This window comes from Streptomyces sp. C, from assembly GCF_000158895.1.
GTDB classification, from domain to species: Bacteria; Actinomycetota; Actinomycetes; order Streptomycetales; family Streptomycetaceae; genus Streptomyces; species Streptomyces racemochromogenes.
This window is the reverse complement of sequence record NZ_GG657750.1, coordinates 3,884,942-3,908,826: the sequence shown is the minus strand read 5'-3', so window position 1 is coordinate 3,908,826 and position 23,885 is coordinate 3,884,942. Positions and strand designations below refer to the sequence as shown.

The 23,885-nt window shown below is 72.8% G+C and carries 24 protein-coding genes and 1 tRNA gene; 14 read left to right on the top strand and 11 right to left on the bottom strand.

Annotation, left to right across the window (positions count from 1 at the left end):
* Positions 1–4: 4 nt before the first annotated feature.
* The 3 genes from SSNG_RS17485 to SSNG_RS17475 all read right to left on the bottom strand — a co-directional run bounded on the left by SSNG_RS17485 (position 5) and on the right by SSNG_RS17475 (position 2,927).
* Positions 5–1,462, bottom strand: coding sequence for a PP2C family serine/threonine-protein phosphatase (locus SSNG_RS17485; protein ID WP_042801240.1), 1,458 nt, complete (start codon positions 1,460–1,462; stop codon positions 5–7).
* A gap of 141 nt (positions 1,463–1,603) precedes the next feature.
* Positions 1,604–2,107, bottom strand: coding sequence for an FHA domain-containing protein (locus SSNG_RS17480; RefSeq protein ID WP_007265197.1), 504 nt, complete (start codon positions 2,105–2,107; stop codon positions 1,604–1,606).
* Between the two features lie 10 nt (positions 2,108–2,117).
* A complete protein-coding gene (locus SSNG_RS17475; RefSeq protein WP_007265196.1) occupies positions 2,118–2,927 on the bottom strand; it encodes a DUF3662 and FHA domain-containing protein in 810 nt (269 codons plus the stop codon).
* Between the two features lie 293 nt (positions 2,928–3,220).
* Between SSNG_RS17475 and SSNG_RS17470 the strand changes: the two genes are divergently transcribed.
* The 6 genes from SSNG_RS17470 to SSNG_RS17445 all read left to right on the top strand — a co-directional run bounded on the left by SSNG_RS17470 (position 3,221) and on the right by SSNG_RS17445 (position 8,692).
* Positions 3,221–3,303, top strand: a tRNA-Leu gene (locus SSNG_RS17470).
* 130 nt (positions 3,304–3,433) lie between these two features.
* Entirely contained in the window at positions 3,434–5,125 is a 1,692-nt protein-coding gene (locus SSNG_RS17465) for a sensor histidine kinase (protein ID WP_007265195.1), read from the top strand.
* A gap of 10 nt (positions 5,126–5,135) precedes the next feature.
* Positions 5,136–5,795: a response regulator transcription factor gene (locus tag SSNG_RS17460; protein ID WP_042801238.1), complete on the top strand. Its 660-nt coding sequence runs from the start codon at positions 5,136–5,138 to the stop codon at positions 5,793–5,795.
* Positions 5,796–5,864: 69 nt separating this feature from the next.
* Positions 5,865–7,346, top strand: coding sequence for a DUF2252 domain-containing protein (locus tag SSNG_RS17455; protein WP_042803686.1), 1,482 nt, complete (start codon positions 5,865–5,867; stop codon positions 7,344–7,346).
* 104 nt (positions 7,347–7,450) lie between these two features.
* Positions 7,451–8,281: a J domain-containing protein gene (locus SSNG_RS17450; protein ID WP_007265192.1), complete on the top strand. Its 831-nt coding sequence runs from the start codon at positions 7,451–7,453 to the stop codon at positions 8,279–8,281.
* A gap of 66 nt (positions 8,282–8,347) precedes the next feature.
* Entirely contained in the window at positions 8,348–8,692 is a 345-nt protein-coding gene (locus SSNG_RS17445; RefSeq protein ID WP_007265191.1) for a rhodanese-like domain-containing protein, read from the top strand.
* Between the two features lie 8 nt (positions 8,693–8,700).
* Here SSNG_RS17445 and SSNG_RS17440 read toward each other — a convergent pair whose 3' ends face one another.
* The 6 genes from SSNG_RS17440 to paaA form a co-directional block, all read right to left on the bottom strand.
* Positions 8,701–9,843 carry an acyl-CoA dehydrogenase family protein gene (locus tag SSNG_RS17440; protein ID WP_042801236.1) on the bottom strand — a complete coding sequence of 381 codons (1,143 nt, stop codon included), beginning with the start codon at positions 9,841–9,843 and terminating at the stop codon, positions 8,701–8,703.
* Positions 9,844–10,007: 164 nt separating this feature from the next.
* Entirely contained in the window at positions 10,008–11,108 is a 1,101-nt protein-coding gene (locus SSNG_RS17435) for a 2Fe-2S iron-sulfur cluster-binding protein (protein WP_007265189.1), read from the bottom strand.
* Entirely contained in the window at positions 11,109–11,615 is a 507-nt protein-coding gene (gene paaD / locus SSNG_RS17430) for a 1,2-phenylacetyl-CoA epoxidase subunit PaaD (RefSeq protein WP_007265188.1), read from the bottom strand. It abuts the gene before it with no gap.
* Complete coding sequence (gene paaC / locus SSNG_RS17425; protein ID WP_042801232.1) at positions 11,609–12,343, bottom strand: 1,2-phenylacetyl-CoA epoxidase subunit PaaC; 735 nt, start codon at positions 12,341–12,343, stop codon at positions 11,609–11,611. Before paaC ends, paaD begins: the two co-directional genes overlap by 7 nt.
* Positions 12,340–12,624: a 1,2-phenylacetyl-CoA epoxidase subunit PaaB gene (gene paaB / locus SSNG_RS17420; RefSeq protein WP_042801229.1), complete on the bottom strand. Its 285-nt coding sequence runs from the start codon at positions 12,622–12,624 to the stop codon at positions 12,340–12,342. The genes paaC and paaB overlap by 4 nt, the downstream gene beginning before the upstream one ends.
* A complete protein-coding gene (gene paaA / locus SSNG_RS17415) occupies positions 12,621–13,637 on the bottom strand; it encodes a 1,2-phenylacetyl-CoA epoxidase subunit PaaA (protein WP_007265186.1) in 1,017 nt (338 codons plus the stop codon). Before paaA ends, paaB begins: the two co-directional genes overlap by 4 nt.
* A gap of 135 nt (positions 13,638–13,772) precedes the next feature.
* On the opposite strand from paaA, the gene SSNG_RS17410 reads away from it, so the two are divergent.
* The 3 genes from SSNG_RS17410 to SSNG_RS17400 all read left to right on the top strand — a co-directional run bounded on the left by SSNG_RS17410 (position 13,773) and on the right by SSNG_RS17400 (position 16,535).
* The gene (locus SSNG_RS17410) at positions 13,773–14,459 is read left to right on the top strand and encodes a DUF5819 family protein (protein ID WP_042801228.1); all 687 of its coding nucleotides are present in this window, start codon (positions 13,773–13,775) and stop codon (positions 14,457–14,459) included.
* Positions 14,456–15,712 (top strand): HTTM domain-containing protein, encoded by a 1,257-nt coding sequence (locus tag SSNG_RS17405; RefSeq protein WP_007265184.1) that lies wholly within the window; start codon positions 14,456–14,458, stop codon positions 15,710–15,712. Before SSNG_RS17410 ends, SSNG_RS17405 begins: the two co-directional genes overlap by 4 nt.
* 85 nt (positions 15,713–15,797) lie before the next feature.
* Positions 15,798–16,535 (top strand): TrmH family RNA methyltransferase, encoded by a 738-nt coding sequence (locus tag SSNG_RS17400; protein WP_007265183.1) that lies wholly within the window; start codon positions 15,798–15,800, stop codon positions 16,533–16,535.
* Positions 16,536–16,703: 168 nt separating this feature from the next.
* Here SSNG_RS17400 and paaN read toward each other — a convergent pair whose 3' ends face one another.
* The gene (paaN, locus tag SSNG_RS17395) at positions 16,704–18,386 is read right to left on the bottom strand and encodes a phenylacetic acid degradation protein PaaN (protein ID WP_007265182.1); all 1,683 of its coding nucleotides are present in this window, start codon (positions 18,384–18,386) and stop codon (positions 16,704–16,706) included.
* 190 nt (positions 18,387–18,576) lie between these two features.
* Here paaN and SSNG_RS17390 point away from each other — a divergent pair, with 190 nt between their 5' ends.
* Entirely contained in the window at positions 18,577–20,109 is a 1,533-nt protein-coding gene (locus SSNG_RS17390; protein ID WP_042803684.1) for a 3-hydroxyacyl-CoA dehydrogenase, read from the top strand.
* Positions 20,106–20,696: a TetR/AcrR family transcriptional regulator gene (locus tag SSNG_RS17385; RefSeq protein WP_007265180.1), complete on the top strand. Its 591-nt coding sequence runs from the start codon at positions 20,106–20,108 to the stop codon at positions 20,694–20,696. Before SSNG_RS17390 ends, SSNG_RS17385 begins: the two co-directional genes overlap by 4 nt.
* Positions 20,697–20,749: 53 nt before the next feature.
* On the opposite strand, the gene SSNG_RS17380 is transcribed toward SSNG_RS17385, so the two are convergent.
* Positions 20,750–21,289 carry an Lrp/AsnC family transcriptional regulator gene (locus SSNG_RS17380; RefSeq protein WP_050779655.1) on the bottom strand — a complete coding sequence of 180 codons (540 nt, stop codon included), beginning with the start codon at positions 21,287–21,289 and terminating at the stop codon, positions 20,750–20,752.
* A gap of 194 nt (positions 21,290–21,483) precedes the next feature.
* Here SSNG_RS17380 and pdhA point away from each other — a divergent pair, with 194 nt between their 5' ends.
* The 3 genes from pdhA to SSNG_RS17365 form a co-directional block, all read left to right on the top strand.
* Positions 21,484–22,617, top strand: coding sequence for a pyruvate dehydrogenase (acetyl-transferring) E1 component subunit alpha (gene pdhA / locus SSNG_RS17375; RefSeq protein WP_042803682.1), 1,134 nt, complete (start codon positions 21,484–21,486; stop codon positions 22,615–22,617).
* A complete protein-coding gene (locus SSNG_RS17370) occupies positions 22,617–23,615 on the top strand; it encodes an alpha-ketoacid dehydrogenase subunit beta (RefSeq protein ID WP_042801222.1) in 999 nt (332 codons plus the stop codon). Before pdhA ends, SSNG_RS17370 begins: the two co-directional genes overlap by 1 nt.
* The coding region (locus SSNG_RS17365) for a biotin/lipoyl-containing protein (protein ID WP_042801220.1) at positions 23,615–23,885 on the top strand (271 nt) is incomplete at its 3' end. The genes SSNG_RS17370 and SSNG_RS17365, both read left to right, overlap by 1 nt.

Genomic DNA, 23,885 nt, shown 5'->3' with positions numbered 1-23,885 from the left:
ATGTCTACTGCTTTTCGCACTGGCCGACGACAGCCTGCTCCGCGGGAGTCAGGCTGGGGCCGGGCGTCTGGTTGCCCTGGGCTTCGGAAGCGCGCCGGGCCTCGTCCTGCTTGCAGGCGGAGACCTGGACCCCGAGCTCCTCGATCTTCTTGCGCGCGCCGTCGATGCTGCTCTCGCTGATCGTGGACTCGACCTGCTTGCGCTTGAAGGGCGGGAGGTACTTCAGTTCGATCTCGGGGTGGTCCGTCTCCACCTGCGAGAGGTGGATCCAGGCCAGGTTCTGGCTGAGGCCGCGGTACAGCGCGACGTGGTCACCCTTGACGCCGACGTAGTACTGCGTCTGCGTCCACCGGTGTGCCGCGTACAGGCCGCCGCCGACGACACCGGCCACGAGCAGCAGGATCAGCGTGCGCGTGGTCCACTTGCGCCCTTTGCTGCGCCGCTTGCGCGGGTGGTCGTAGGTGTCCTCGTACTTGCCGTCGGCGTCGTAGGGCTCGGGTTCGCCGAAGCTGCCCAGTGCGCCGCCCTGGCCCTGGTCGGGGTACCCGTAGCCGGGGGCTTCGCCGCTGCCGGGAGGGCCGAAGGCACCCGCGGGCGGCGGGGCCTGGCGGCCGAGCCCGGAGGCCCGCCCGGCCGGCGTCTGCATGGCGTTGCCGTCGAAGAGCTGGTGCTGGTTCTCGGCGACCGCGCCGACGACGACCGGGGTGTCGTTCAGCTGGGCGGCCATGGTGTCGCCGCTGTCGGTGTCGAGGACGTCCGCGACGATGCAGGTGATGTTGTCCGGGCCGCCGCCGCGCAGGGCGAGCTGGATCAGGGACTGCACGGTCTCGTGCGGGCCGTGGTAGTCGGCGAGGGTCTCCTCCAGGGTCTGGTGGGAGACCACGCCGGACAGGCCGTCGGAGCAGATCAGGTAGCGGTCGCCGGCCCGTACCTCGCGGATGGAGAGGTCCGGCTCCACGACGTCGCCGCTGCCGAGGGCCCGCATGAGGAGGGAGCGCTGCGGATGGGTGGTCGCCTCCTCCTCGGTGATCCGGCCCTCGTCGACGAGGCGCTGCACCCAGGTGTGGTCCTGGGTGATCTGCGTGAGGACGCCGTCGCGGAGCAGGTAGGCGCGCGAGTCGCCGACGTGCACGAGACCGAGGCGCTGGCCGGTCCACAGCAGGGCGGTGAGCGTGGTGCCCATGCCTTCGAGCTGGGAGTCGTCCTCGACCATGACGCGCAGCTGGTCGTTGGCGCGCTGCACGGCGATGCCGAGGGCGGTGAGGATGTCGGAGCCGGGGACGTCGTCGTCGAGCTGGACGAGCGAGGAGATGACCTCGGAGCTGGCGACCTCGCCGGCTGCCTGGCCACCCATGCCGTCGGCGACGGCGAGGAGCCGGGGACCGGCGTAGCCGGAGTCCTCGTTGCCCTCGCGGATCATCCCCTTGTGCGATCCGGCGGCGAAACGCAGGGACAGACTCATGCGCACCTGCCCTGTCGACGCCTCGGGGTACAACCGGTCTCGAGCCACACTGCCCACCCTCCGGTCGGGAGCGCGCGCGGGTCCGTGTCCCCGGTGGGACGGACCGCCGCGGCTCGCTCGCTCCGCTCGCTCATTCTCGTACTACTTCCGCAGCTCGATGACGGTCTTGCCGATGCGGATCGGGGCGCCCGGCGGAATGGGCGTCGGGGTGGTCAGCCGGGTCCGGTCGAGGTACGTGCCGTTCGTGGACCCGAGATCCTCGACGATCCACTGGCCGTCACGGTCGGGGTAGATCCTGGCATGCCTGCTGGAGGCGTAGTCGTCGTCCAGCACGATCGTGGAGTCGTGGGCGCGGCCCAGCGTGATCGTCTGGCCGGCGAGGGCGACCGTGGTGCCCGTGAGGGTGCCCTCGGAGACGACGAGCTTGGTCGGCGCGCCCCTGCGCTGGCGCTGCTGGGGCGGCGCGGTCTGGCGCCCCGTCTGCTGCGCGGCACCGCCGGCGGCGCCGCCACCGCGGCGCGAGCCGCGCTGCGTGACGCGCGTACCGAAGAGGTCGCTGCGGATGACCTGAACGGCCACGATGACGAACAGCCACAGAACGGCCAGGAAACCCAACCGCATGACCGTCAGGGTCAGCTCTGACATTGCCCCCGCTTCACCCTTCGGCTTGCCGGTAAATGATGGTGGTGCTGCCCACGACGATCCGCGAGCCGTCGCGGAGCGTAGCGCGGGTGGTGTGCTGCCCGTCCACCACGATGCCGTTGGTGGACCCGAGATCCTGGATCGTCGGGGGTGTTCCGGTCCGGATCTCACAGTGCCGGCGGGACACGCCGGGGTCGTCGATCCGCACATCGGCCTCGGTGCTGCGGCCGAGTACGAGTGTCGGGCGCGAGATCTGGTGGCGGGTGCCGTTGATCTCGATCCAGCGGCGCGTGGCCCCTGGGGCGCCGGGAGCCGCGGCGCCGGGGCGCGCGCCGGGTCCGCCCGCAGGCGGGCCCGGGGGCATGGGCGGGGCGCCGACCGGCGGGTAGCCGTATCCGCCCTGCCCGCCCTGCCCGCTCTGGGCGGCCTGGGGGGAGTCCTGGGAGGTGCTGGAGGCGAGGGTGCGACTGCGGACCCGGTAGAGGCCGGTGTCCAGGTCTTCCGCCTTCTCCAGGTGCACCTTGATGGGGCCCATGAAGCTGTAGCGCTGCTGCTTGGCGTAGTCGCGTACGAGGCCCGCGAGTTCGTCGCCGAGCTGACCGGAGTAGGGGCTCAGGCGCTCGTAGTCGCCGGCGCTGAGCTCCACGATGAAGTCGTTGGGTACGACGGTCCGCTCGCGGTTCCAGATCGTGGCGTTGTTGTCGCACTCGCGCTGGAGGGCGCCGGCGATCTCCACCGGCTGGACCTCGGACTTGAACACCTTGGCGAAGGTGCCGTTCACCAGACCTTCGAGGCGCTGCTCGAAACGCTTCAGGACTCCCATGGGGCACCTCCTCCGTCGTTGTCGCCCTGTACTGCTTACTGATCGTATCCACGCGTGGCGGATTCGGCTGGTTCCCCTTCGGTCCTGCGCGCAGGAGTGTTGGTGCTCACAAGGGATCGTAGGGGTGCGCCAGGGACAGTGTCCCGCACCCGGAGGGGACAGTGGGAGGGGCCGTGCCGGTCGTCGTGAGGGGGGTCTGGGAAAGCGATTTCAATCCGGCCCGTTCGACGTGTTAATGTTTCGACGTCGCCAGGGGAACGGCCCGAAAGGGAAGAACCACTGGGACGCTGCTCGGGCGAGTGGCGGAACGGCAGACGCGCTGGCTTCAGGTGCCAGTGTCCTTCGGGACGTGGGGGTTCAAATCCCCCCTCGCCCACATCGGGGAAGCCCCGATCCGGACTCCGGATCGGGGCTTCTCGCATGTCCGGTCCCGTACGACTTTCGTCGTGCGGGACGCGACGAAAGAAGACGGCGGGCGGCGGGGGCCGGTGTCTAGGGTCGGGCGTGTGGATGCCAAGGCGAGGACGCGTGCGGGCTGGGACTGGCTGAAGGGTCCGGAACCCTGGTCGCGGCGGATGCTGGCCGGGGAGCTGACGCTCGCCGCGGTGATGGCGCTGTTCGGTGTCGGCGTGGACGAACTCAGCAACAGCTCCGGACTGAAGACGGCCCTCGGGGTCGTGGCCGTGGTGTCGCTGATGCTGCTGCGCCGCAGGCTCCCGGCCACCACGCTGGTGGTGGGTGCGGCGGCCAGCGCGCTGCTGCCCGGGGTGTTCCTCGTGACGGTCGTGCTGGGCTGGTCCGCGGGCCGCCGGATCGTCGGCGTGGGCCGGGCGCTCGGCGCGTTCCTGCTGGCCTTCCTCGCGGTGATCGGCCTCACCCTGGTCGACCAGTGGGCGCAGATGCGGCCGGTGCTGGTGGTCGTCTTCTCCACCCTGCTGTTCCTCGCGGCGACCGTCATGCCGGGTCTGGCCAGCCGCTACTGGCACCAGCGCCGGACCCTGCTGAGCGCGCTCCAGGAGCGCAACGACCGGCTGCTGCGCGAGCGGACCATGGTCGCCGGGCAGGCCAGGCTGCGGGAGCGGCAGCGGATCGCCCAGGACATGCACGACAGCCTGGGCCACCAGCTGGCGCTGATCTCGGTGCACACGGGGGCGCTGGAGGTGGACCCCGCGCTCACCGACCGCCAGCGCGAGGCGGTGGGGGTGCTGCGGCAGGCCTCGGTGGCGGCCATGCACGAGCTGCGCGAGGTCGTCGGGATCCTGCGCGACGGGGTGGAGGCGCCCGCGCCGGTGGAGGAGGCGCAGCCGGCCGCGCGGGGGGTGGCCGGGATCGCCGGGATCGTGGAGGCGGCACGGGCCGCGGGGACCGACGTGCGGCTGGGCACGGCGGGGCAGCCGCGGCCGCTGGTCGCGGCCTGCGACCACGCGGCGTACCGGATCGTGCAGGAGGCGCTGACCAACGCCTACAAGCACGCGCCGGGGTCGCCGATCACCGTGGAGCTGCGCTACGAGGACGATTCGCTGGTGGTGGAGATCGCCAACGGTCCGGCGACCGACCGGGCTCCGGGCGAGGTCGTGTCGGGCGGGCAGGGGCTGACCGGGCTGCGGGAGCGGGCCCGGCTGGTCGGCGGCATGGTGCACGCGGGGGCGACCGAGGACGGCGGGTTCCGGGTGGCGGGCGTGCTGCCGTACGGGACGGAGCCGGCCGGGCTCGTCGAGGACGTGGCCGACGACTTCGGGCAGCGTTCGCAGGCGCGGGCGCTGGCGCTGAAGGGCGCGCCGCCGCTGGACTGGGCCGCGCTGGACCGCGAGCTGTCGGTGCCGGTGCGCACCCGGACCGGAGGCGTGGCGATGGGCTGCGGGATCGCCGTCGCTGCGGTGGTGCTGCTGATCATCGTGATGGGGGCCGCGGTGGTGATGCTCGTCGGCTCCGCGAACAAGGCGATGATCGGCAGGGCGGAGTACGACGCGGTCCACGTGGGCGAGTCCGAGGAGTCGGTGCGGGGGCGCCTGCCGAACGGGGACAGCGTCCTGACGGCGGGCATGGACCGCAAGGGCCCGCCGCGGCCGGATGACTCGGACTGCCTGGCCCTGCTCTCCAGCGACGAATCGGAGTGGTCCGCCGACGACACCGTTTTCCGGTTCTGCTTCAAGGACGGCAAGCTCGTCGACAAACAGGCGTACCAGGTCAAGCAGTAGGAGCGTGCGGGTGACAGCCAAGGTGATCAGAGTGGTGATCGCTGATGACGAGCCGCTGATCCGCGCGGGGATCAGGATGATCCTGACCTCGGCGCCGGACATCGAGGTCGTCGCCGAGGGCGCCAACGGCCGGGAGGCGGTCGAGCTGGCCCTCTCGCACGCCCCGGACGTGGTCCTGCTGGACATCCAGATGCCGGTGATGGACGGGCTGTCGGCGCTGGGCGAGCTGGGCCGGGCCGCGCCGGCGGTCCGGACGCTGATCCTGACCACCTTCGGGGAGAAGGAGAACGTGCTGCGGGCGCTGAGCCAGGGCGGCGCGGGCTTCCTGCTGAAGGACTCGGCGCCGGGTGAGCTGATCGGCGCCGTCCGCGCGGCCGCGGCCGGGGACGCCTACCTCTCGCCCGGGGCGACCCGGCACGTGGTGGACCAGCTGGCCACGGGGCCGGCCGCGGGTCGCGGCGAGGAGGCCCGCCGGCGGGTCGCGGAGCTGAGCGAGCGGGAGCGCGGTGTGCTGGCGCTCCTGGGCGAGGGCTTGTCGAACGCGGACGCCGGGCGCAGGCTCCACATGAGCGAGGCGACCGTGAAGACGTACGTGAGCCGGATCCTGGCGAAGCTGGGCTGCGAGAACCGGGTTCAGGCGGCCCTGCTGGCCAGGGACGCCGGGCTGTAGGTACGGTCTGCCCGGACTTGATCGGCCACGGAGTGGCCGGTGTGGCGCGAACAGGGCGGGGCAGCGCGGATGGTGGCGATACCGGAGCAGTACGCGGCGGCGGGCGGGGTGGCCGGAGCGTCGGGCGGAGCGGGCGTGGCCGTGGACCCGGCCGCGGGGCGGGACGGCGGGCGCGTCCCGCGCGTCGCGGGCTTCGCGCCGCGGAACGTCAGCGGTTCGCCCAAGGAGGCGGGGAAGGCGCTGAGGCTGCGCGTCCCGCGGGCGGCCCACGCGCGGTTCGAGGCGCCGGCCGGGCGGCCCGACGCGGTGCGCGCGGTGGAGGAGTCCAACGTGGGGCGGGTCGCCGAGCTGACCCCGATACGGGTGGGCCGGATGGCCGCCAACCCCTTCGCCTTCCTGCGCGGGGCGGCCGGGCTGATGGCGCACGACCTGTCCGGCGGTCCGGTGACCGGGGTGGGCGCGCAGATCTGCGGTGACGCCCACGCGGCCAACTTCGGCCTGTACGGGGACGCGCGCGGCCGGCTCGTGATCGACCTGAACGACTTCGACGAGACCGTCTTCGGTCCGTGGGAGTGGGACGTGAAGCGGCTGGCGACCTCCCTGATCCTGGCCGGGCGGGTGGCGGGCGCCTGCGAGGACACCTGTCTGGCGGCGGCCCGGGATGCGGTGGGCGCCTACCGGCGCACCATGCGGCTGCTGGCGAAACTGCCCGCGCTCGACGCGTGGAACGCGATCGCGGACGAGGAACTGGTCTCACACACCGACGCCCGGGACCTGCTGGGCACGCTGGATCGGGTCTCGGAGAAGGCCCGCAACAACACCTCCGCGCGGTTCGCCGCCAAATCGACCGAACTGCTCGCGGACGGGAGCAGGCGCTTCGTGGACGCGCTGCCGGTGCTGCGGCGGGTCGGCGACGGGGAGGCCGCGGCCGTGGCCGCCTCGCTGGGCCCGTACCTGGCGACCCTGTCGGGGGACCGGCTGCCGCTGCTGGCCCGGTACGCGATCCACGACGTGGCCTTCCGCGTCGTCGGCACCGGCAGCGTGGGCACTCGCTCGTACGTGGTGCTGCTGCTGGACCACCGGGGTGAGCCGCTGGTGCTCCAGGTGAAGGAGGCGCGGCCGTCGGTGCTGCTGCCGCACCTGCCCGGGCTGGGCTTCCACGCGCCGGCGGAGGAGCACGAGGGCCGCCGGGTGGTGGCCGGGCAGAAGCGGATGCAGGTGGTCTCCGACATCCTGCTGGGCTGGACCACCGTCGAAGGGCTTCCGTACCAGGTCCGGCAGTTCCGCAACCGCAAGGGCAGCGTGGACCCGGCGGCGCTGGCCGTGGACCAGATCGACGACTACGGCCGGATGACCGGCGCCCTGCTGGCCCGGGCGCACGCGCACAGCGCCGACCCGCGGCTGCTGGCGGGGTACTGCGGCAAGAACGAGGAGCTGGACGAGGCGATGGCCGCGTTCGCCGTGGCGTACGCCGACCGGAGCGAGGCCGATCACGCGGATCTGGTGGCGGCGGTGCGCTCGGGACGTATCGCGGCGGAGTTCGGGGTCTGAGCGGTGGGCCCGCCCGCGGGTTTCACGGGGCCTGCGCGTTTCACGTGAAACATCCCCTACGTTTCACGTGAAACGTGGCCCGGGGCGGGCCGTAGGCTGGCCGGGTGAGCGAGCAGACCGAACCCACCGCCCCCGAAGAGTCCGCCGTCCCCGGTGACGAGCGGCCCGAGGCACGGCTGGAGCGCGCCGTGCGGGCCGCCGAGCAGGCGCTGATCGAGTTCGAGATCGCCGTGGAGACCTTCCGGGTGGAGGTCGAGAACTTCTCCCGGCTGCACCACCAGAAGCTCGGCCCGATGTACTCGCGCCTCGACGAGCTGGACGCGCTGATCGCGGAGGCGAAGGCGGCCCGCACCGGTGATCCGGAGGACCTGCGGCGGGCCCAGGAGGCCCGCGCGCTGGTCATGCCGATGCCCGGCGTGGAGGAGCTGTTCCACGACTGGCTGGGCTCGGACGGGATCTCCGACGACGCCGCCGCGATGCTCACCGACCGGTCGGTGCAGCCGCCGCAGCGGGTGCGGCCCACCGAGGAGGTGCGGCGGCTGTACCGGGAGCTGGTCCGCAAGGCCCACCCCGACCTGGCGCAGGACGAGGCCGAGCGCACGCGCCGCGACGCCTTCATCGCCCGGGTCAACGCCGCCTACGGGCGCGGTGAGGAGCGGCTGCTGCGCGAGCTCGCCGAGGAGTGGGAGGCCGGCCCGGTGCCCGAGGAGGCGGGCCCGAGTGAGAGCGAGGAGCTGTACGCCCGGCTGGAGTGGCTGGCCCAGCGCAAGGAGCTGCTCTCGCTGGTGGCGAAGGAGCTGGAGGACAGCGCGATCGGCGCCATGCTGCGGATGGCTCCGGACGACCCGGACCGGCTGCTGGAGGAGATCGCGGAGCAGCTGCTGGCGCAGGTCTCCGAGCGCGAGGCGGAGCTGGCGTCGTACAGCGCCGGATGAGCCCGGCCCGGCCGGGGCTTCGGATAGGTTGGCAGACCAGATCCGTGAAGAGAGAAGGCGACTGTTATGAACCTCGGACCGCTTCCCTCGGTGGACGCCGGCGCGGTGCCCGCCGAAGGCTTCGTCCTCGACGTCCGTGAGGACGACGAATGGGCGGCCGGGCACGTCGAGGGTGCGCTGCACGTCCCGATGAGCGATTTCGTGGCGCGCTTCGGCGAGGTCACCGAGGCCGTCGCGGACGGCCGTACCGCGTACGTGATGTGCCGGGTGGGCGGCCGTAGCGCCCAGGTCACCCAGTACCTGGTGCGCCAGGGCATCGAGGCCGTGAACGTCGACGGCGGGATGCAGGCGTGGGAGCGGGCCGGGCGCCCGATGGTGACGGACAACGGGAACCCGGCCTTCGTGCTCTAGTTCTCCGCTCAGGCCAGGGGGTGGGCGGCCAGCAGGTCGCCCAGTGCCTCCTCGTGCGCGGCGGCCGGGCCGAGCTGGAGTTCCAGCTGCTTGGCCCACGCGTGGTAGCGGTGCAGCGGGTAGTCGGTGTCCGCGCCGAAGCCGCCGTGCAGGTGCTGGGCGGTCTGCACGACCCGGCGTACGCCCTCCGAGGCCCAGATCTTGGCGACGGCGACGTCCCCGGCGCTGGGCAGCGGTCCGCCCGCCCCGCCGGTCGCGGCGTCGAGCCGCCAGGCTGCCTGCCAGAGGGTGGCCTCCATGGCGCGCAGGTCGATGTAGCGGTCGGCGGCCTGCACCGCGACGGCCTGGAAGGTCGCCACGGGGAAGCCGAACTGCTCCCGCTTGCCGGTGTACTGGCTGGTCATGGTGAGGGCGGCCTCGCCGAGGCCGAGTGCGAGGGCGCAGGTGCCGGTGGCCAGCAGCTGGTGGAGCCGGTCCCAGGCGCCGGGGGCGTCGATCACGTGGGCGGCGGGTGCCCGTACCGCGTCGAGGGTGAGTTCGGCGAGCCGCTCGCCGCTGGTGGAGTACTGGTCGGCGAGCGTGAGGCCCGGGGTGGCGCGGGGCAGGAGCGCGAGGACGGCCTCGCCCTCGCCGCTGTGGGCGGGGACCGCGATCCAGTCGCAGCCGTGGGCCCAGGCCACGGAGGTCTGTACCCCGTCCAGGAGCCAGTCCGAGCCCTCGCGGCGTGCGGTGACGGCGAGTTCGGCGGGGTCGTGGCCGGTGCGGCCGTGTGCGGCCGCGGTGAGCACGAGCGTGCCGTTGCCGGCGCCGGGCAGCAGGGCGGCGGCCAGTTCGGGGCTGCCGTGGGCCTGGACGGCCATGGCGGTGGCGCAGTGCTCCAGCAGAGGTACCCGGGCCAGTACCCGCGCCGCTTCGCGCAGCACCAGGCACAGGGCGATGGCGTCGAGGCCGGCCCCGCCGTGCTCCTCGGCGAGGACGAGGCCCAGCAGGTCGGAGCCGGCGAGCCTGGCCCACAGCGGCCGGTCGAAGTCGTCCGCGACGGCTCCGGGCGTGAGCGCGGGGCTGGGGACGCCGTCGGGGGCGACGCCGGCGAAGACGGCCCGCGCGGCCTCGACGGCGGCCTGCTGTTCCTCGGTGAAGGTGAAGTCCACTGCCTGTCCTCCTGCGCGCACCGGCTGACGCCCTGATCTGACGGTGCGTCAAGATAGAGCAGTGCGCGGAAATTGGACAGGCCCCGACGCCTCGGACACCCTGCGGGCCCACCGGCCCACCGGCCCACCGGCCCACCGGCCCACCGGCCCACCGGCCCACCGGCCTACCGGTCGAAGTCGATCTCCACTTCCTCCGTCAGGGCGTGGGACTGGCAGGCCAGCACGAACCCGGCGTCCGTTTCCTCCGCCTCCAGTGCGAAGTTGCGGTCCATCCGCACCTCGCCGGAGACCACGAAGGCCCGGCAGGTGCCGCACACGCCGCCCTTGCAGGCGTACGGGGCGTCGGCGCGGTTGCGCAGCACGGTGTCCAGCAGGGACTCGCCGTCCTGTACGGGCCAGGTGCCCGAGCGGCCGTCGAGCCGGGCGGTCACCCGGCCGTGGGCCGGAGGCGGCACGGAGCGGACGGGGCCCTGCGGGGCGGTCTCCTCGACGTGGAAGACCTCCTCGTGCACCCGGGTCCGTACGACGCCGAGCGCGCCCAGGGCCCGCTCCGCGCCGGTCACCAGCCCGTAGGGGCCGCACAGGAACCAGCCCGTCACCTCCTCGACCGGAAGCAGCGCGGGCAGCAGGGACACCAGCCGGGCCTCGTCGAGCCGCCCGGAGGGCAGCCCGGCCTCCTGCTCCTCGCGGGAGAGCACGGTGACCAGCTGGAAGCGGTCGGGGTAGCGGTCCTTGAGGTCGGCCACGTCCTCCAGGAACATCGTCGAGGCCGCCGTGCGGTCGCTGCGCACCAGGCAGAACCGGGTGTCGGGCCGCGCCGCCAGCACCGAGGCGGCGATCGACAGCACCGGGGTGATGCCGCTGCCGCCGACGATCGCCGCGTAGTGCGCGGCCCGCGGGGCGGCGGCCGGCTCCAGCACGAACCGTCCGGCCGGGACCATCACGTCCAGCACGTCGCCGGCGGCGACCTCCTTGTGCGCGAACGTGGAGAACTCGCCGCCCTCCACCAGGCGCACTCCCACCCGCAGTTCGGCCGGGCCGGGGCCGTCGGGGGCCGGGGCGGGGGAGCAGATCGAGTAGGTGCGGCGGACCTCGGTGCCCTCGGCGGCGCGGCGGCGCAGCGTCAGGTGCTGGCCGGGGGCGTGGCGGTAGTCCTCGCGCAGTTCCTCGGGGACCCGGAGGGTCAGGGCCACCGAGTCGTCGGTGAGCCGGTCGACTGCCGCCACCGTCAGCGGGTGGAACGCGCCGTGGCGGGGTGCGGCCATCTACAGCTCCTTGAAGTGGTCGAACGGTTCGCGGCAGGAGACGCAGCGGCGCAGCGCCTTGCACGCGGTGGAGGAGAAGCGGCTGAGCAGTTCGGTGTCCGTCGAACCGCAGTGGGGGCAGCGCACCGACAGCGTCAGCGGTACCGGTCCGCCAGTGGAGTGCGGGCGGGGCGGTGCGATGCCGAACTCGGCCAGTTTGCGGCGGCCTTCGGCGCTGATGTCGTCGGTGGACCAGGCCGGGGACAGCACCGTGGTGACCCGCACCTCGGGGATGCCGTGGCCGGTGAGGACCCGTTCGATGTCGGCGGACATGGCCTCGATGGCCGGGCAGCCGGTGTACGTCGGGGTCAGGACCACCTCGGCGTGCCCGTCCTCGTGCATCCGCACTCCGCGCATGACGCCCAGCTCGGCCAGGGTCAGCACGGGCAGTTCCGGGTCGGGGACGGAACCGGCCAGCTCGGCCAGCTCCGCCTCCAGGCGGGTGGTCCCGGCCCCGGCGCTCACCACGACGCTCCGGGGTGGCTGCGGTGCAGGTGCTGCATCTCGGCGAGCAGCCGCCCGAACGGCTCCGTGTGCAGCCCCTGGCGGCCGGCTCCGGCGGCCCAGGCGCCCGTACGCGGACCCTCGGGCAGGGTGAGCCCCGCCCGGTCCAGTACGCCGCCCAGCGCGGCCAGCCAGCGGCCCTCCAGGGCCTCCATGGCGGCCTGGTCCAGGCCGACGCCCTCGACGGGCAGGAACATCTCCCCGGTGAACTTCCACAGGGCGTCCAGCGCCGCGCGCATCCGGGCCCGGCTCTCCTCGGTGCCGTCGCCGAGGCGCAGCGTCCACTGCTCGGCGTGGTCCCGGTGGTAGGCGGTCTCCTTCACGGCCTTGGCGGCGAGCGGGGCGAACGGGCCGTCGCCGGCGGCGAGCTCCCCGTACAGCTCGTGCTGGTAGAAGGAGAAGTACAGCTGGCGGGCGATGGTGTGGGCGAAGTCCCCGTTGGGCTGCTCGACGAGCTGGAGGTTGCGGAAGGAGCGCTCCTCGCGCAGGAAGGCCAGCTCGTCCTCGTCGCCCGCCATGGACAGCAGCAGGCGGGCCTGTCCGAGCAGGTCGAGGGCGATGTTGGCCAGGGCGACCTCCTCCTCCAGGACGGGGGCGTGGCCCGCCCACTCGCCGAGGCGGTGGGAGAGGATCAGCGCGTCGTCGCCGAGGGCGAGGGCGGCCGCGGTGCGGGTGTCGGTGCCGGCGCTCACAGGTGGCGCACCCCCTCGGGGATCTCGTAGAAGGTGGGGTGACGGTAGGGCTTGTCGGCGGACGGGGCGAAGAACGGGTCCCGCTCGTCCGGCGAGGAGGCGGTGATCTCCGCGGAGGGCACGACCCAGATGGAGACGCCCTCGTTGCGCCGCGTGTAGAGGTCGCGGGCGTTGCGCAGGGCCATCTCCGCGTCCGGGGCGTGCAGGCTTCCCGCGTGCGTGTGCGAGAGGCCGCGGCGCGAGCGCACGAACACCTCCCACAGGGGCCAGTTCTGCGTCATGCCTGTACCTCTCGTCCGGTGCTGGTGTGCTTCGCGGCGTAGGCGGAGGCGGCCTCGCGGACCCAGGCGCCTTCCTCGTGCGCCTTGCGCCGCTGGCTGATCCGCTGTTCGTTGCAGGGGCCGTTGCCCTTGAGGACGTCCCAGAACTCGGCCCAGTCGATGGCGCCGAAGTCGTGGTGGCCGCGCTCCTCGTTCCACTTGATGTCCGGGTCGGGCAGCGTCAGGCCCAGTGACTCGGCCTGCGGGACGGCGATGTCCACGAAGCGCTGGCGCAGCTCGTCGTTCGAGTGGCGCTTGATCTTCCAGGCCATCGCCTGCGCGCTGTGGACCGACTCGTCGTCCGGCGGGCCGAACATCATCAGCGAGGGCCACCACCAGCGGTCGACCGCGTCCTGCGCCATGGCGTGCTGGGCCTCGGTGCCCTGCGAGAGGGCGAGGAGCAGCTCGTAGCCCTGGCGCTGGTGGAAGGACTCCTCCTTGCAGATCCGGACCATGGCGCGGGCGTAGGGGCCGTAGGAGCAGCGGCAGATCGGCACCTGGTTGGTGATCGCCGCGCCGTCCACGAGCCAGCCGATGGCGCCGACGTCGGCCCAGGTCAGGGTGGGGTAGTTGAAGATCGAGGAGTACTTCTGCTTGCCCGAGTGGAGCTTGTCGAGCAGCTCGTCGCGGCTGGTGCCGAGGGTCTCGGCGGCGCTGTAGAGGTACAGCCCGTGGCCCGCCTCGTCCTGGACCTTGGCCATGAGGATCGCCTTGCGGCGCAGCGAGGGCGCGCGGGTGATCCAGTTGGCCTCGGGCTGCATGCCGATGATCTCGGAGTGCGCGTGCTGCGCCATCTGCCGGACCAGGGAGGCGCGGTACTCCTCGGGCATCCAGTCCCGGGGCTCCACGCGCTCGTCGGCCGCCACGGCGGCGTCGAAGTCCGCACGGAGCTGTGCGCCGAGGTCCGCGGACTGCCCGTCCACCGCGCCGTCCACCGTGCCTGACGTGCCCGTTTCCGGGGTCACTGCGACCATCCCGGTCCCCTGTCAGAGTGTGCCGTCCGCCCGACCGACCGATCGTTCGGTTCATCCTCTTCAATGGTGAGACGGCGGCCCGTAGGGTGTCAACCTCTGCGGGCAACCCTGTGGAAGCCGGATGATCGGGGCGGGATGGATTCGAACGAGCGCGAGCCTGCGGAAGGAGCCCTTCCGTCAGCCGCCCCGGCGCAGCCCGCACCGCCCCGCGCACCCGGGATCGCCGGCCTGTCCGCCCCCTACCGGGTCCTCGCGGCCCTCGCCCTGGGAGCCGTGGGCGTCGGCGCCTGCCTGCACCTCGGACTGGTCTTCCTGCACGTCGCGCCCGCCAATACCGTCGGCAAGCAGAACGCCCGGCTCGTGGACGGCTGGATCTACCCCGAGTTCGAACAGAACTGGAAGCTGTTCGCACCCAACCCGCTCCAGCAGAACATCGCCGTGGAGGTCCGCGCCCAGGTCCGCACCGCCGACGGGGAACTCGTCACCCGCGACTGGCGCGACCTGTCCGCCGAGGACGGCGCGGCGATCCGCCACGGCCTGCTGCCGAGCCACACCCAGCAGAACGAGCTCCGCAGGGCCTGGGACTTCTTCACCGGCTCCCACGACGAGGACGACAAGCCCGACGGCGAGCGCGGGGAGCTGGCCGAGCAGTACCTGAAGCGGATCGCCGTGGACCGGCTGACCGGCGCGACGCCGGGAGGCGAGCGGATCGTACGGATCCAGCTGCGCTCGGCGACCCGGTCGGTGGCCGCGCCCCCCTGGAGCGGGGAGAAGACCGACACCCAGACGTACTACCGGGAGCTGCCGTGGTGGAACGTGTGAGGAGCACCCTCGCGCGGGCGGTCGCGAAGGCCACCGGACACGCGCTGGGCCCCTACCAGAGCGCCGTCGTACGCATCGGCTTCGCCGCGACCTGGCTGTTCTTCCTGCTGCGCGAGTTCCCCCACCGGCACGAGCTGTACGGCCCCGACGGGCCGTGGAGCTGGGAGCTCGCCCAGCGGCTGATCGCCTCGAACCGCGCCTTCACGGTCCTGATGTGGTCGGACTCGACGCCGTGGTTCGAAACCGTGTACGCGCTCTCCGTGCTCGCGAGCGTCCTGCTGGTGCTGGGCTGGCGGACGCGGGCCGCCTCGGTCCTGTTCATGATCGGGGTGCTGTCGCTGCAGAACCGCAGCGTGTTCATGGGCGACGGCGGGGACAACGTCATCCACCTGATGGCCGTCTACCTCGTGCTGACCCGCTGCGGGCAGGTGTGGTCGCTGGACGCCCGCCGGGCCCGGCTGCGCGGCTCGGCGACGGCGGGGGCCGCCGGGCCGGTGCTGTGGGCGCTGCTGGGCGCCGGGTTCGCGTACGGGGTGGTGAGCGGGCACCTCGGCACGCTGTGGCTCGTGTTCTTCGGGATCCTGTGGACCGGGACGGCGCTGTGGTGGCTCGCCGACCGGTACGAACCCGCGGGCGAGCGGCGGGCGACCCTCGACGTGCTCGCGAACCTGCTGCACAACGCCGGGATGCTGGTGATCACGGCCGAGGTGTGCCTGATCTACGCCACCGCCGGCTGGTACAAGATCCAGGGCTCGCGGTGGCAGGACGGGACCGCACTGTACTACCCGCTGAGCCTGGACTACTTCACCCCGTGGCCCTGGCTGTCGGAGCTGGTGGCGTCGAGCGGGGTGGTGGTGATGCTGCTGACGTACGGGACCGTGCTGGTGCAGGTGGCGTTCCCGTTCACGCTGTTCAACCGGCGGGTCAAGAACGTGCTGCTGGCGGTGATGATGCTGGAGCACGCCGGGATCGCGGTACTGCTGGGGCTGCCGTTCTTTTCGCTGGCGATGATCGCCGCCGATGCGGTGTTCCTGCCGACGGGGCTGCTGGTGTGGGTGGGGGCCCGGGTCGCTGCCGCGTGGGGGCGGGTGCCGCTGCGCGGAGCTGCTCCCCGCCCCGCCCTTTCTCCGTTTCCCGGGGCTGCGCCCCGGACCCCCCTCCTGGGGGCTCCGCCCCCGGACCCCCGCGCCTCGAACGCCGGCGAGGCTGGAATTGCCGGCGGGGCTGGAAGATCCAGCCCCGCCGGCGATTGAGGCGCGGGTCCGGGCAGAGCCCGGGGAACGGTGGAAGGGCGGGGAGGGGCAAGCCCCGCGCAGCGGTGGGCCGTAGGGTCGGGGCATGAGTGAGCAGTTGAGCGCATGGGCCGGGATCGCCGGGCGGGACGACGTCGTACTGCTCGACGGGTTCCACGCGCTGAAGCACGCGCTGCGTTTCGGGGCGGAAGTGCTGGACGTCGTCGCCGACGAGCCCGAGCGGGTGCGGGAGCTCGCCGCCGGGCTGGCGCCCGATGTGGAGGCGGCGGTGGCCCGGCTGGTGCGGCCGGGCCGGCTCAAGGAGCTGCTGCCCCGCGTGCACCCCACCGGGGTCGCCGCCCTCGCCGTGCGGCCGGGCCGGGAGGCCGGACGGGCCGCGCTGGCCCGGATGCCCCGGCACGCCCCCGTCGTGCTCCTCGACAACCCCCGCAACCTCGGTAACGTCGGCGCCGTCGTACGCCTCGCAGCCGGCTTCGGGGCCACCGGCGTGGTGACCCGGGGCGACCTCGACCCCTGGCACCCCAACGTGGTCCGCGCCGGCGCCGGGCTGCACTACGCGACCACCGTGGACCGGCTGGAGCTGGAGGAGCTCCCGCCGGGCCCGGTGTACGCGCTCGACCCGGAGGGCGAGGACATCCGTGCCCTCGTCCTCCCGGACGACGCCCTGCTCGCCTTCGGCTCCGAGCGGCACGGGATCTCGCCCGAGCTGCGCGCCCGGGCGGACCACCTCGTGTCACTGCCGATGCGGCCGCAGGTCTCCAGCTACAACCTGGCCACCAGCGTCGCCATGACCCTCTTCCACTGGGGCGGCCCCAAGGACTAGGCACTAGGGGGTGTTGCGAGAGTCCCGCACGGCGCCCACGGCGCCCGGCACGCACTCTCGCCGCACCGGTCGAAGTCCCGAGTACGCCCAGTACGAGGGCCTTCGCCCGGCGCGCCGAGAGCACGCACCGGACACCGTGAGCACCGCACAGGACTTTCGCAACATCCCCTAGCCCTGGCGGCGGACCTCCACCACGCGGAAGCGGTTGGCGACGAACGCTCCGTCGCACAGCGCCGCGTTGGCCGCCGGGTTGCCGCCGGAGCCGTGGAAGTCGGAGAAGGCCGCGGTCTGGTTCACGAAGACCCCGCCCGTCAGGTTCAGCGAGAGCTGCGCCGACTCCTCCAGGCAGACCTCCTCGATCGCCCGCTCGGTGTCCGCGGACGTGGTGTACGCGCCCACGGTCATCGCGCCCTTCTCCCGCACCGTGCGGCGCAGCAGGTCGAGGGCGTCCGCCGTGGAGTCCACCGCCACCGCGAAGGAGACCGGGCCGAAGCACTCGGACAGGTAGGCCGCGTCCGGGTCCGGCTTGCCGGCGTCCAGCTTCACGATCACCGGGGTGCGCACGACCGCGTCGGGGAACTCGGGGTTGACCACCTCGCGGGAGGCCAGCGCGACCTCGCCGAGGCCGGCCGCGGCCTCCAGCCGGGCCTTGACGTCCGGGTTGACCAGCGCGCCCAGCAGGGCGTTGGCGCGGGTGTCGTCGCCCAGCAGGCCGCCGACCGAGGCGGCGAGGTCGGCGACGACCTCGTCGTAGGACTTGTGGCCGGCGTCCGTCCCGATGCCGTCGCGGGGGATCAGCAGGTTCTGCGGGGTGGTGCACATCTGGCCGCTGTACAGGGACAGGGAGAAGGCCAGGTTGGACAGCATGCCCTTGTAGTCGTCGGTGGAGTCGACGACGACCGTGTTGACGCCGGCCTTCTCCGTGTACACCTGCGCCTGGCGGGCGTTGGTCTCCAGCCAGTCGCCGAACTCGGTCGAACCGGTGTAGTCGACGAGCTTGATCTCGGGGCGGACGGCCAGGGTCTTGGCGATGCCCTCGCCCGGCCGCTCGACGGCCAGGGCGACCAGGTTCGGGTCGAAGCCCGCCTCGGCGAGGACCTCGCGGGCCACCTTCACGGTCAGCGCCAGCGGCAGCACGGCGCGCGGGTGCGGCTTGACCAGGACGGCGTTTCCGGTGGCGAGGGAGGCGAACAGGCCCGGGTAGCCGTTCCAGGTGGGGAAGGTGTTGCAGCCGATCATCAGCGCGATGCCGCGCGGCACGGCCGTGAAGGTCTTGCCGAGCTCCAGCGGGTCCTTCTTGCCCTGCGGCTTCGACCAGGCGGCCTGTCCGGGAACCCGGGTCTGCTCCTCGTACGCGTAGGCCACCGCCTCCAGGCCGCGGTCCTGCGCGTGGGGGCCGCCCGCCTGGAAGGCCATCATGAAGGCCTGGCCGCTGGTGTGCATGACCGCGTGCGCGAACTCGTGGGTGCGGGCGGAGATGCGGGCGAGGATCTCGATGGAGACCAGGGCGCGCGTCTCGGGACCGGCGTCGCGCCAAGCGGCGATGCCGGCCTTCATCGCGGGCAGCAGCACGTCCGGGTCGACGTGGGGGTACTCGACGCCCAGCTCCGGGCCGAACGGCGAGACCTCGCCGCCGGTCCAGCCGTCGGTGCCGGGCTGCCCGAGGTCGAAGCGGGTGCCGCGGACGGCCTCGAAGGCGGCGAGCCCGTCGGCAGGGGCGCTCTCCCCGTAGGCCTTGGGGTGCTCGGGGTGCGGGGACCAGTAGGCGCGGCTGCGGATGGCATCCAGCGCCTGGTCCAGGGTGGTCCGGTGCTTCTCGGAAAGCTGGGGGACGGTGAGCTCGGCGGCCATCAGGGACCAACTCCTCGTTGAGCCGGGCAGGATCAGGCTGGTTCGCAGACTGGGATTCAGGCTGGAGTCAGGCTGGGATCGGGCTGGGGCGGGTGAAGAAGAGCAGACTGGAGTTAGAGTAACCGAACGATCGGTCGGTACAAGAGGGCCCGGCAGACCTGTGGACAACCCCGTGCGGGAGGATCAGGACATGACAGCAATCGAGCGGGCTCGCACTGTGGCGGTCATCGGCGCCGGAACCATGGGACAGGGCATCGCCCAGGTCGCCCTCCTCGCAGGTCATCGCGTACGCCTCTACGACTCCGTGCCCGAGCGGGCCCGCGAGGCGGTCCAGACCGTGGGCGGCCGGGTCGAGCGGCTCGTCGCCAAGGGACGGCTGGACCGGGCCGAGGCCGACGACGCCGTCGGCCGGCTCGACTCCGCCGGGACCCTGGCGGGACTCGCCTCCGCCGCCCTGGTGATCGAGGCGATCGTCGAGGACGTCACCGTCAAGCGCGAGCTGTTCGCGGCCCTCGAAGGAGTGGTTTCGCCGGACGCGCTGCTGGCGACGAACACCTCCTCCCTTTCCGTCACCGAGCTCGCCGCCGGCCTCGCCCACCCGGGCCGCTTCCTCGGCCTGCACTTCTTCAACCCGGCCCCGCTGCTCCCCCTCGTCGAGGTGGTCAGCGGCCACGCGACCGACCCGGAGGCCGCCGAGCGCGCGTACCGCACGGTCCTGGGCTGGGGGAAGACGCCGGTCCGCTGCGCCGACACCCCCGGCTTCATCGTCAACCGGATCGCCCGCCCCTTCTACGCCGAGGCCTTCGCGGTGTACGAGGAGCAGGGCGCCGACCCCGCGACCATCGACGCCGTGCTGCGCGAGAGCGGCGGCTTCAAGATGGGGCCCTTCCAGCTGACCGACCTGATCGGCCAGGACGTCAACGAGGCCGTCACCCGCTCCGTCTGGGACTCCTTCTTCCGGAGCCCCAAGTTCACCCCCTCGCTCGCCCAGCGCCGCCTGGTCCAGGCGGGCCGCCTCGGCCGCAAGACCGGCCACGGCTGGTTCCCGTACGCCGAGGACGCGCAGGCGCCCGCCCCGCACACGGCGGGCCCCGAGGACGCGCCGGAGAAGGTCACCGTCGTCGGCGACCTCGGTCCGGCCGCCGTCCTGGCCGACCTGATGGAGGAGGCCGGGATCGCGGTCACCGCCACCGGGCACGGGGGCCCGTACATCCAGCTGCCCGGCGAGGGCCAGCTGGTGCTCGCGGACGGCAAGACCTCGGTCGAGTTCGCCGACGTCGTCTACTTCGACCTCGCGCTCGACTACCGCGACGCGACCCGGATCGCGCTGTCCGCGAGCGCGGACACCAGCGAGCGCACCCTCGCCGAGGCGATCGGCCTGTTCCAGAAGCTCGGCAAGAAGGTCTCCGTCATCGGAGACGTCCCCGGCATGATCGTCGCCCGGACCGTCGCGATGCTGATCGACCTCACCGCCGACGCCGTGGCGCGCGGCGTGGCCTCCGCGGAGGACATCGACACCGCGATGCGGCTCGGCGTGAACTACCCGCTCGGCCCCGCCGAATGGCACGACCGGCTCGGCCGCGACTGGGCCTACGACCTGCTGCACCACCTCGACGAACGGTGTCCGGGCGGGCGCTACGCGCCCTCGCTGGCACTGTTCAAGCTGGGCTACGAGGCCGGCGAGGACGAGGACGAGGGCGGGGAAGGGGAGGGGGCCGAGTGACCACGACCAGGCGGGACACCTACACCCCGGAGACGCTGCTGTCCGTCGCCGTGCAGGTCTTCAACGAGCGCGGCTACGACGGCACCTCGATGGAGCACCTCTCCAAGGCCGCCGGGATCTCCAAGTCCTCGATCTACCACCACGTCGCGGGCAAGGAGGAGCTCCTCCACCGCGCCGTCAGCCGGGCCCTGGACGGCCTGTTCGGGATCCTGGACGAGCCGGGCGCCGTACGCGGCCCCGCGGTCGCGCGCGTCGAGTACGTCACGCGCCGCACGGTCGAGGTCCTCGTCGCGGAGCTGCCGTACGTCACCCTGCTGCTGCGGGTGCGCGGCAACACCCGCACCGAGCGCTGGGCCCTGGAGCGCCGCCGCGAGTTCGACCACCAGGTCGCGGAGCTCCTCAAGGCGGCCGCCGCCGACGGGGACCTGCGCGCCGACGTGGACATCCGGCTCGCCACCCGCCTGCTGTTCGGCATGGTGAACTCGCTGGTCGAGTGGTACCGGCCGCACCCCGGCACCACCCCCGACCAGCTCGCGGACGCGGTGGTCAGCATGGCCCTGGACGGCCTGCGCACCAAGGCCGCGTAACCGGTCTGCACACCCGTCCGGCCCAGTCGTCCGGCCCACCCGTCCGGCCCCGCTCAGTCCTCCGTGAGGGCGGGGCCGCCCGACGGGCCAGGGTCCAGCAGATCCGTTTCCTCGAACACCAGCAGCGTGCGCGTGGACAGCACCTCCGGGATGGCCTGCAGGCGGGTCAGGACCAGTTCCCGCAGCGTGCGGTTGTCCGGCGTGTGGACCAGCAGCAGGACGTCGAAATCCCCGCTGACCAGCGCGATGTGTGCCGCACCCGGCAGCTCCCGGAGCTTCTCGCGCACCGTCCGCCAGGAGTTCTGGACGATCTTCAGCGTGATGTAGGCAGACGCGCCCTGACCCGCGCGCTCGTGGTTGACCCGGGCGGTGAAGCCGCGGATCACCCCGTCGTCGATCAGCCGGTTGATCCGCGCGTAGGCGTTGGCCCGGGAGACGTGCACCTGCTCCGCCACCGACCGTATCGACGCGCGGCCGTCCGCCTGGAGCAACCGCATGATCGAACGGTCGATGGGGTCCAGGGGGCGCGGCGGCACCGATGGGCCTGAAGGTGCGCCCCCCGACGGGACCGGTGCGGAACCCGCTCCGGCCATTTGTTCATCCGGCATTGCCCACTGCCTCCCTCTGCTGGACGTCCTGCACCCATCCCAGGGCCCCGCCGCCACTTTGTCCACAGCCTGGAGCCGCCTGTAGCCAAATTGCGCCAACGACCGAACAATCGGTTGGTGAGGCGCCTCACACCCGGTGGCGCTCCCAGCCCGCTTCCCACGAGGAGGTGTACGCCGCCATGACGGTCCAAGAGCTGCCCGGTGCCGGTGCGCCGCACCGTGTCACCCCGCCGCCCGCCTGGAGGCCCCGCATGGAGGCCGCCCCCCTGCTGCCGGACCCCGAGCCCTACCGGGTGCTGGGCACTCCGGCGGCAGAGGAGCTCGACCCCGCGCTCATGCGCCGGTACTACGCCGAGCTCGTCCGGGGCCGCCGCTACAACGCGCAGGCCACCGCGCTGACCCGACAGGGCCGTCTCGCCGTCTACCCCTCCACCGTCGGGCAGGAGGCCGCCGAGATCGCGGCCGCGCTGGTCCTGGAGGAGCAGGACTGGCTCTTCCCGAGCTACCGCGACACCCTCGCGGCCGTGGCGCGCGGACTCGACCCCGTACAGGCCCTGACGCTGCTGCGCGGCGACTGGCACACCGGGTACGACCCCCGCGAGCACCGCATAGCCCCCCTGTGCACCCCCCTCGCCACCCAGCTGCCGCACGCGGTGGGCCTGGCGCACGCCGCGCGGCTGCGCGGCGACGAGGTCGTCGCGCTCGCCATGGTCGGCGACGGCGGCACCAGCGAGGGCGACTTCCACGAGGCCCTGAACTTCGCGGCCGTCTGGCAGGCCCCGGTGGTCTTCCTGGTCCAGAACAACGGCTTCGCCATCTCCGTCCCGCTCGCCAAGCAGACGGCCGCGCCCACCCTCGCCCACAAGGCCGTGGGCTACGGCATGCCCGGCCGGCTGGTCGACGGCAACGACGTCGCCGCCATGCACGAGGTCCTCACCGAGGCGGTGAAGCGGGCCCGTACGGGCGGCGGACCGACCCTGATCGAGGCCGTCACCTACCGGATGGAGGCCCACACGAACGCCGACGACGCCACCCGCTACCGCACCGACGCCGAGGTCGAGGCCTGGAAGGCGCACGACCCGGTACAGCTGCTGGAGCGCGAGCTGACCGCGCGCGGGATCCTCGACGAGGAAGGCATCCGGGAGGCGCGCGACGCGGCCGAGGCGATGGCGGCGGACCTGCGCGAGCGGATGAACGCCGATCCCGTGACCGACCCGATGGACCTCTTCGCGCACGTCTACGCGGAGCAGACCGACCGGCTGCGCGAGCAGGCCGCCATGCTGCGCGCCGAGCTGGAAGCGGAGGGGGAGTGATGACGACCGTTGCCGCGAAGCCCGCGACGATGGCGCAGGCCCTCACCCGTGCCATGCGCGACGCGATGGCCGAGGACCCCACCGTCCACGTGATGGGCGAGGACGTCGGCGCGCTGGGAGGGGTCTTCCGCATCACCGACGGGCTCGTGAAGGAGTTCGGCGAGGACCGCGTCACGGACACCCCGCTCGCCGAGGCCGGAATCCTGGGCACCGCCGTCGGCATGGCCATGTACGGGCTGCGGCCGGTCGTGGAGATGCAGTTCGACGCGTTCGCCTACCCGGCTTTCGAGCAGCTCCTCTCGCACGTGGCGAAGATGCGCAACCGCACCCGGGGCAAGATGCCGCTGCCGATCACCATCCGCGTGCCGTACGGCGGCGGGATCGGCGGCGTCGAGCACCACTGCGACTCCTCCGAGGCCTACTACACGGCCACTCCCGGGCTCACCGTCGTGACCCCGGCGACGGTCGAGGACGCGTACGGGCTGCTGCGCGAGTCGATCGCCAGCGACGACCCGGTGGTCTTCCTGGAGCCGAAGCGGCTCTACTGGTCCAAGTCGCAGTGGTCGCCGGAGGCGCCCGCGGCCGTCCCGGGCATCGGCAAGGCCCTGGTCCGCCGGGCCGGTACGAGTGCCACCCTGATCACGTACGGCCCCTCGCTGCCGGTCTGCCTGGAGGCGGCCGAGGCGGCCCGCGAGGAGGGCTGGGACCTGGAGGTCGTCGACCTGCGCTCCCTCGTCCCCTTCGACGAGGAGACCGTCGTCGCCTCCGTACGCCGCACTGGGCGCGCGGTCGTGGTCCACGAGGCCGGCGGCTTCGGCGGACCGGGCGCGGAGATCGCCGCCCGCGTGTCGGAGCGCTGCTTCCACCACCTGGAGGCGCCGGTGCTGCGCGTCACCGGCTTCGACATCCCGTACCCGCCGCCGATGCTGGAGAAGCACCACCTGCCCGGTGTCGAGCGGATCCTGGACGCCGTGGCCCGCCTGCAGTGGGAGAACTGATGCCGCAGGTCATGGAATTCAAGCTGCCCGACCTCGGCGAGGGCCTGACCGAGGCCGAGATCGTGCGGTGGCTGGTGGCGGTGGGCGACGTCGTCGCCATCGACCAGCCGGTCGTCGAGGTCGAGACGGCCAAGGCGATGGTGGAGGTGCCCTGCCCGTACGGCGGTGTCGTCACCGCCCGGTTCGGGGAGGAGGGCGAGGAGCTGCCGGTCGGCGCCCCGCTGATCACCGTGGCGGTGGGGGGCGCAGTCGGCGCCCGCCGGGGACGCG

What these genes read in the sequence shown, in the direction of transcription:
- SSNG_RS17485 (WP_042801240.1), bottom strand. Translation starts at nt 1,462, where the DNA reads ATGAGTCTGTCCCTGCGTTTCGCCGCCGGATCGCACAAGGGGATGATC.
- SSNG_RS17480 (WP_007265197.1), bottom strand. Translation starts at nt 2,107, where the DNA reads ATGTCAGAGCTGACCCTGACGGTCATGCGGTTGGGTTTCCTGGCCGTT.
- SSNG_RS17475 (WP_007265196.1), bottom strand. Translation starts at nt 2,927, where the DNA reads ATGGGAGTCCTGAAGCGTTTCGAGCAGCGCCTCGAAGGTCTGGTGAAC.
- SSNG_RS17455 (WP_042803686.1), top strand. Translation starts at nt 5,865, where the DNA reads ATGGTGGCGATACCGGAGCAGTACGCGGCGGCGGGCGGGGTGGCCGGA.
- SSNG_RS17445 (WP_007265191.1), top strand. Translation starts at nt 8,348, where the DNA reads ATGAACCTCGGACCGCTTCCCTCGGTGGACGCCGGCGCGGTGCCCGCC.
- SSNG_RS17435 (WP_007265189.1), bottom strand. Translation starts at nt 11,108, where the DNA reads ATGGCCGCACCCCGCCACGGCGCGTTCCACCCGCTGACGGTGGCGGCA.
- paaB (WP_042801229.1), bottom strand. Translation starts at nt 12,624, where the DNA reads ATGACGCAGAACTGGCCCCTGTGGGAGGTGTTCGTGCGCTCGCGCCGC.
- paaA (WP_007265186.1), bottom strand. Translation starts at nt 13,637, where the DNA reads ATGGTCGCAGTGACCCCGGAAACGGGCACGTCAGGCACGGTGGACGGC.
- SSNG_RS17410 (WP_042801228.1), top strand. Translation starts at nt 13,773, where the DNA reads ATGGATTCGAACGAGCGCGAGCCTGCGGAAGGAGCCCTTCCGTCAGCC.
- SSNG_RS17400 (WP_007265183.1), top strand. Translation starts at nt 15,798, where the DNA reads ATGAGTGAGCAGTTGAGCGCATGGGCCGGGATCGCCGGGCGGGACGAC.
- paaN (WP_007265182.1), bottom strand. Translation starts at nt 18,386, where the DNA reads ATGGCCGCCGAGCTCACCGTCCCCCAGCTTTCCGAGAAGCACCGGACC.
- SSNG_RS17390 (WP_042803684.1), top strand. Translation starts at nt 18,577, where the DNA reads ATGACAGCAATCGAGCGGGCTCGCACTGTGGCGGTCATCGGCGCCGGA.
- SSNG_RS17380 (WP_050779655.1), bottom strand. Translation starts at nt 21,289, where the DNA reads ATGGCCGGAGCGGGTTCCGCACCGGTCCCGTCGGGGGGCGCACCTTCA.
- pdhA (WP_042803682.1), top strand. Translation starts at nt 21,484, where the DNA reads ATGACGGTCCAAGAGCTGCCCGGTGCCGGTGCGCCGCACCGTGTCACC.
- SSNG_RS17370 (WP_042801222.1), top strand. Translation starts at nt 22,617, where the DNA reads ATGACGACCGTTGCCGCGAAGCCCGCGACGATGGCGCAGGCCCTCACC.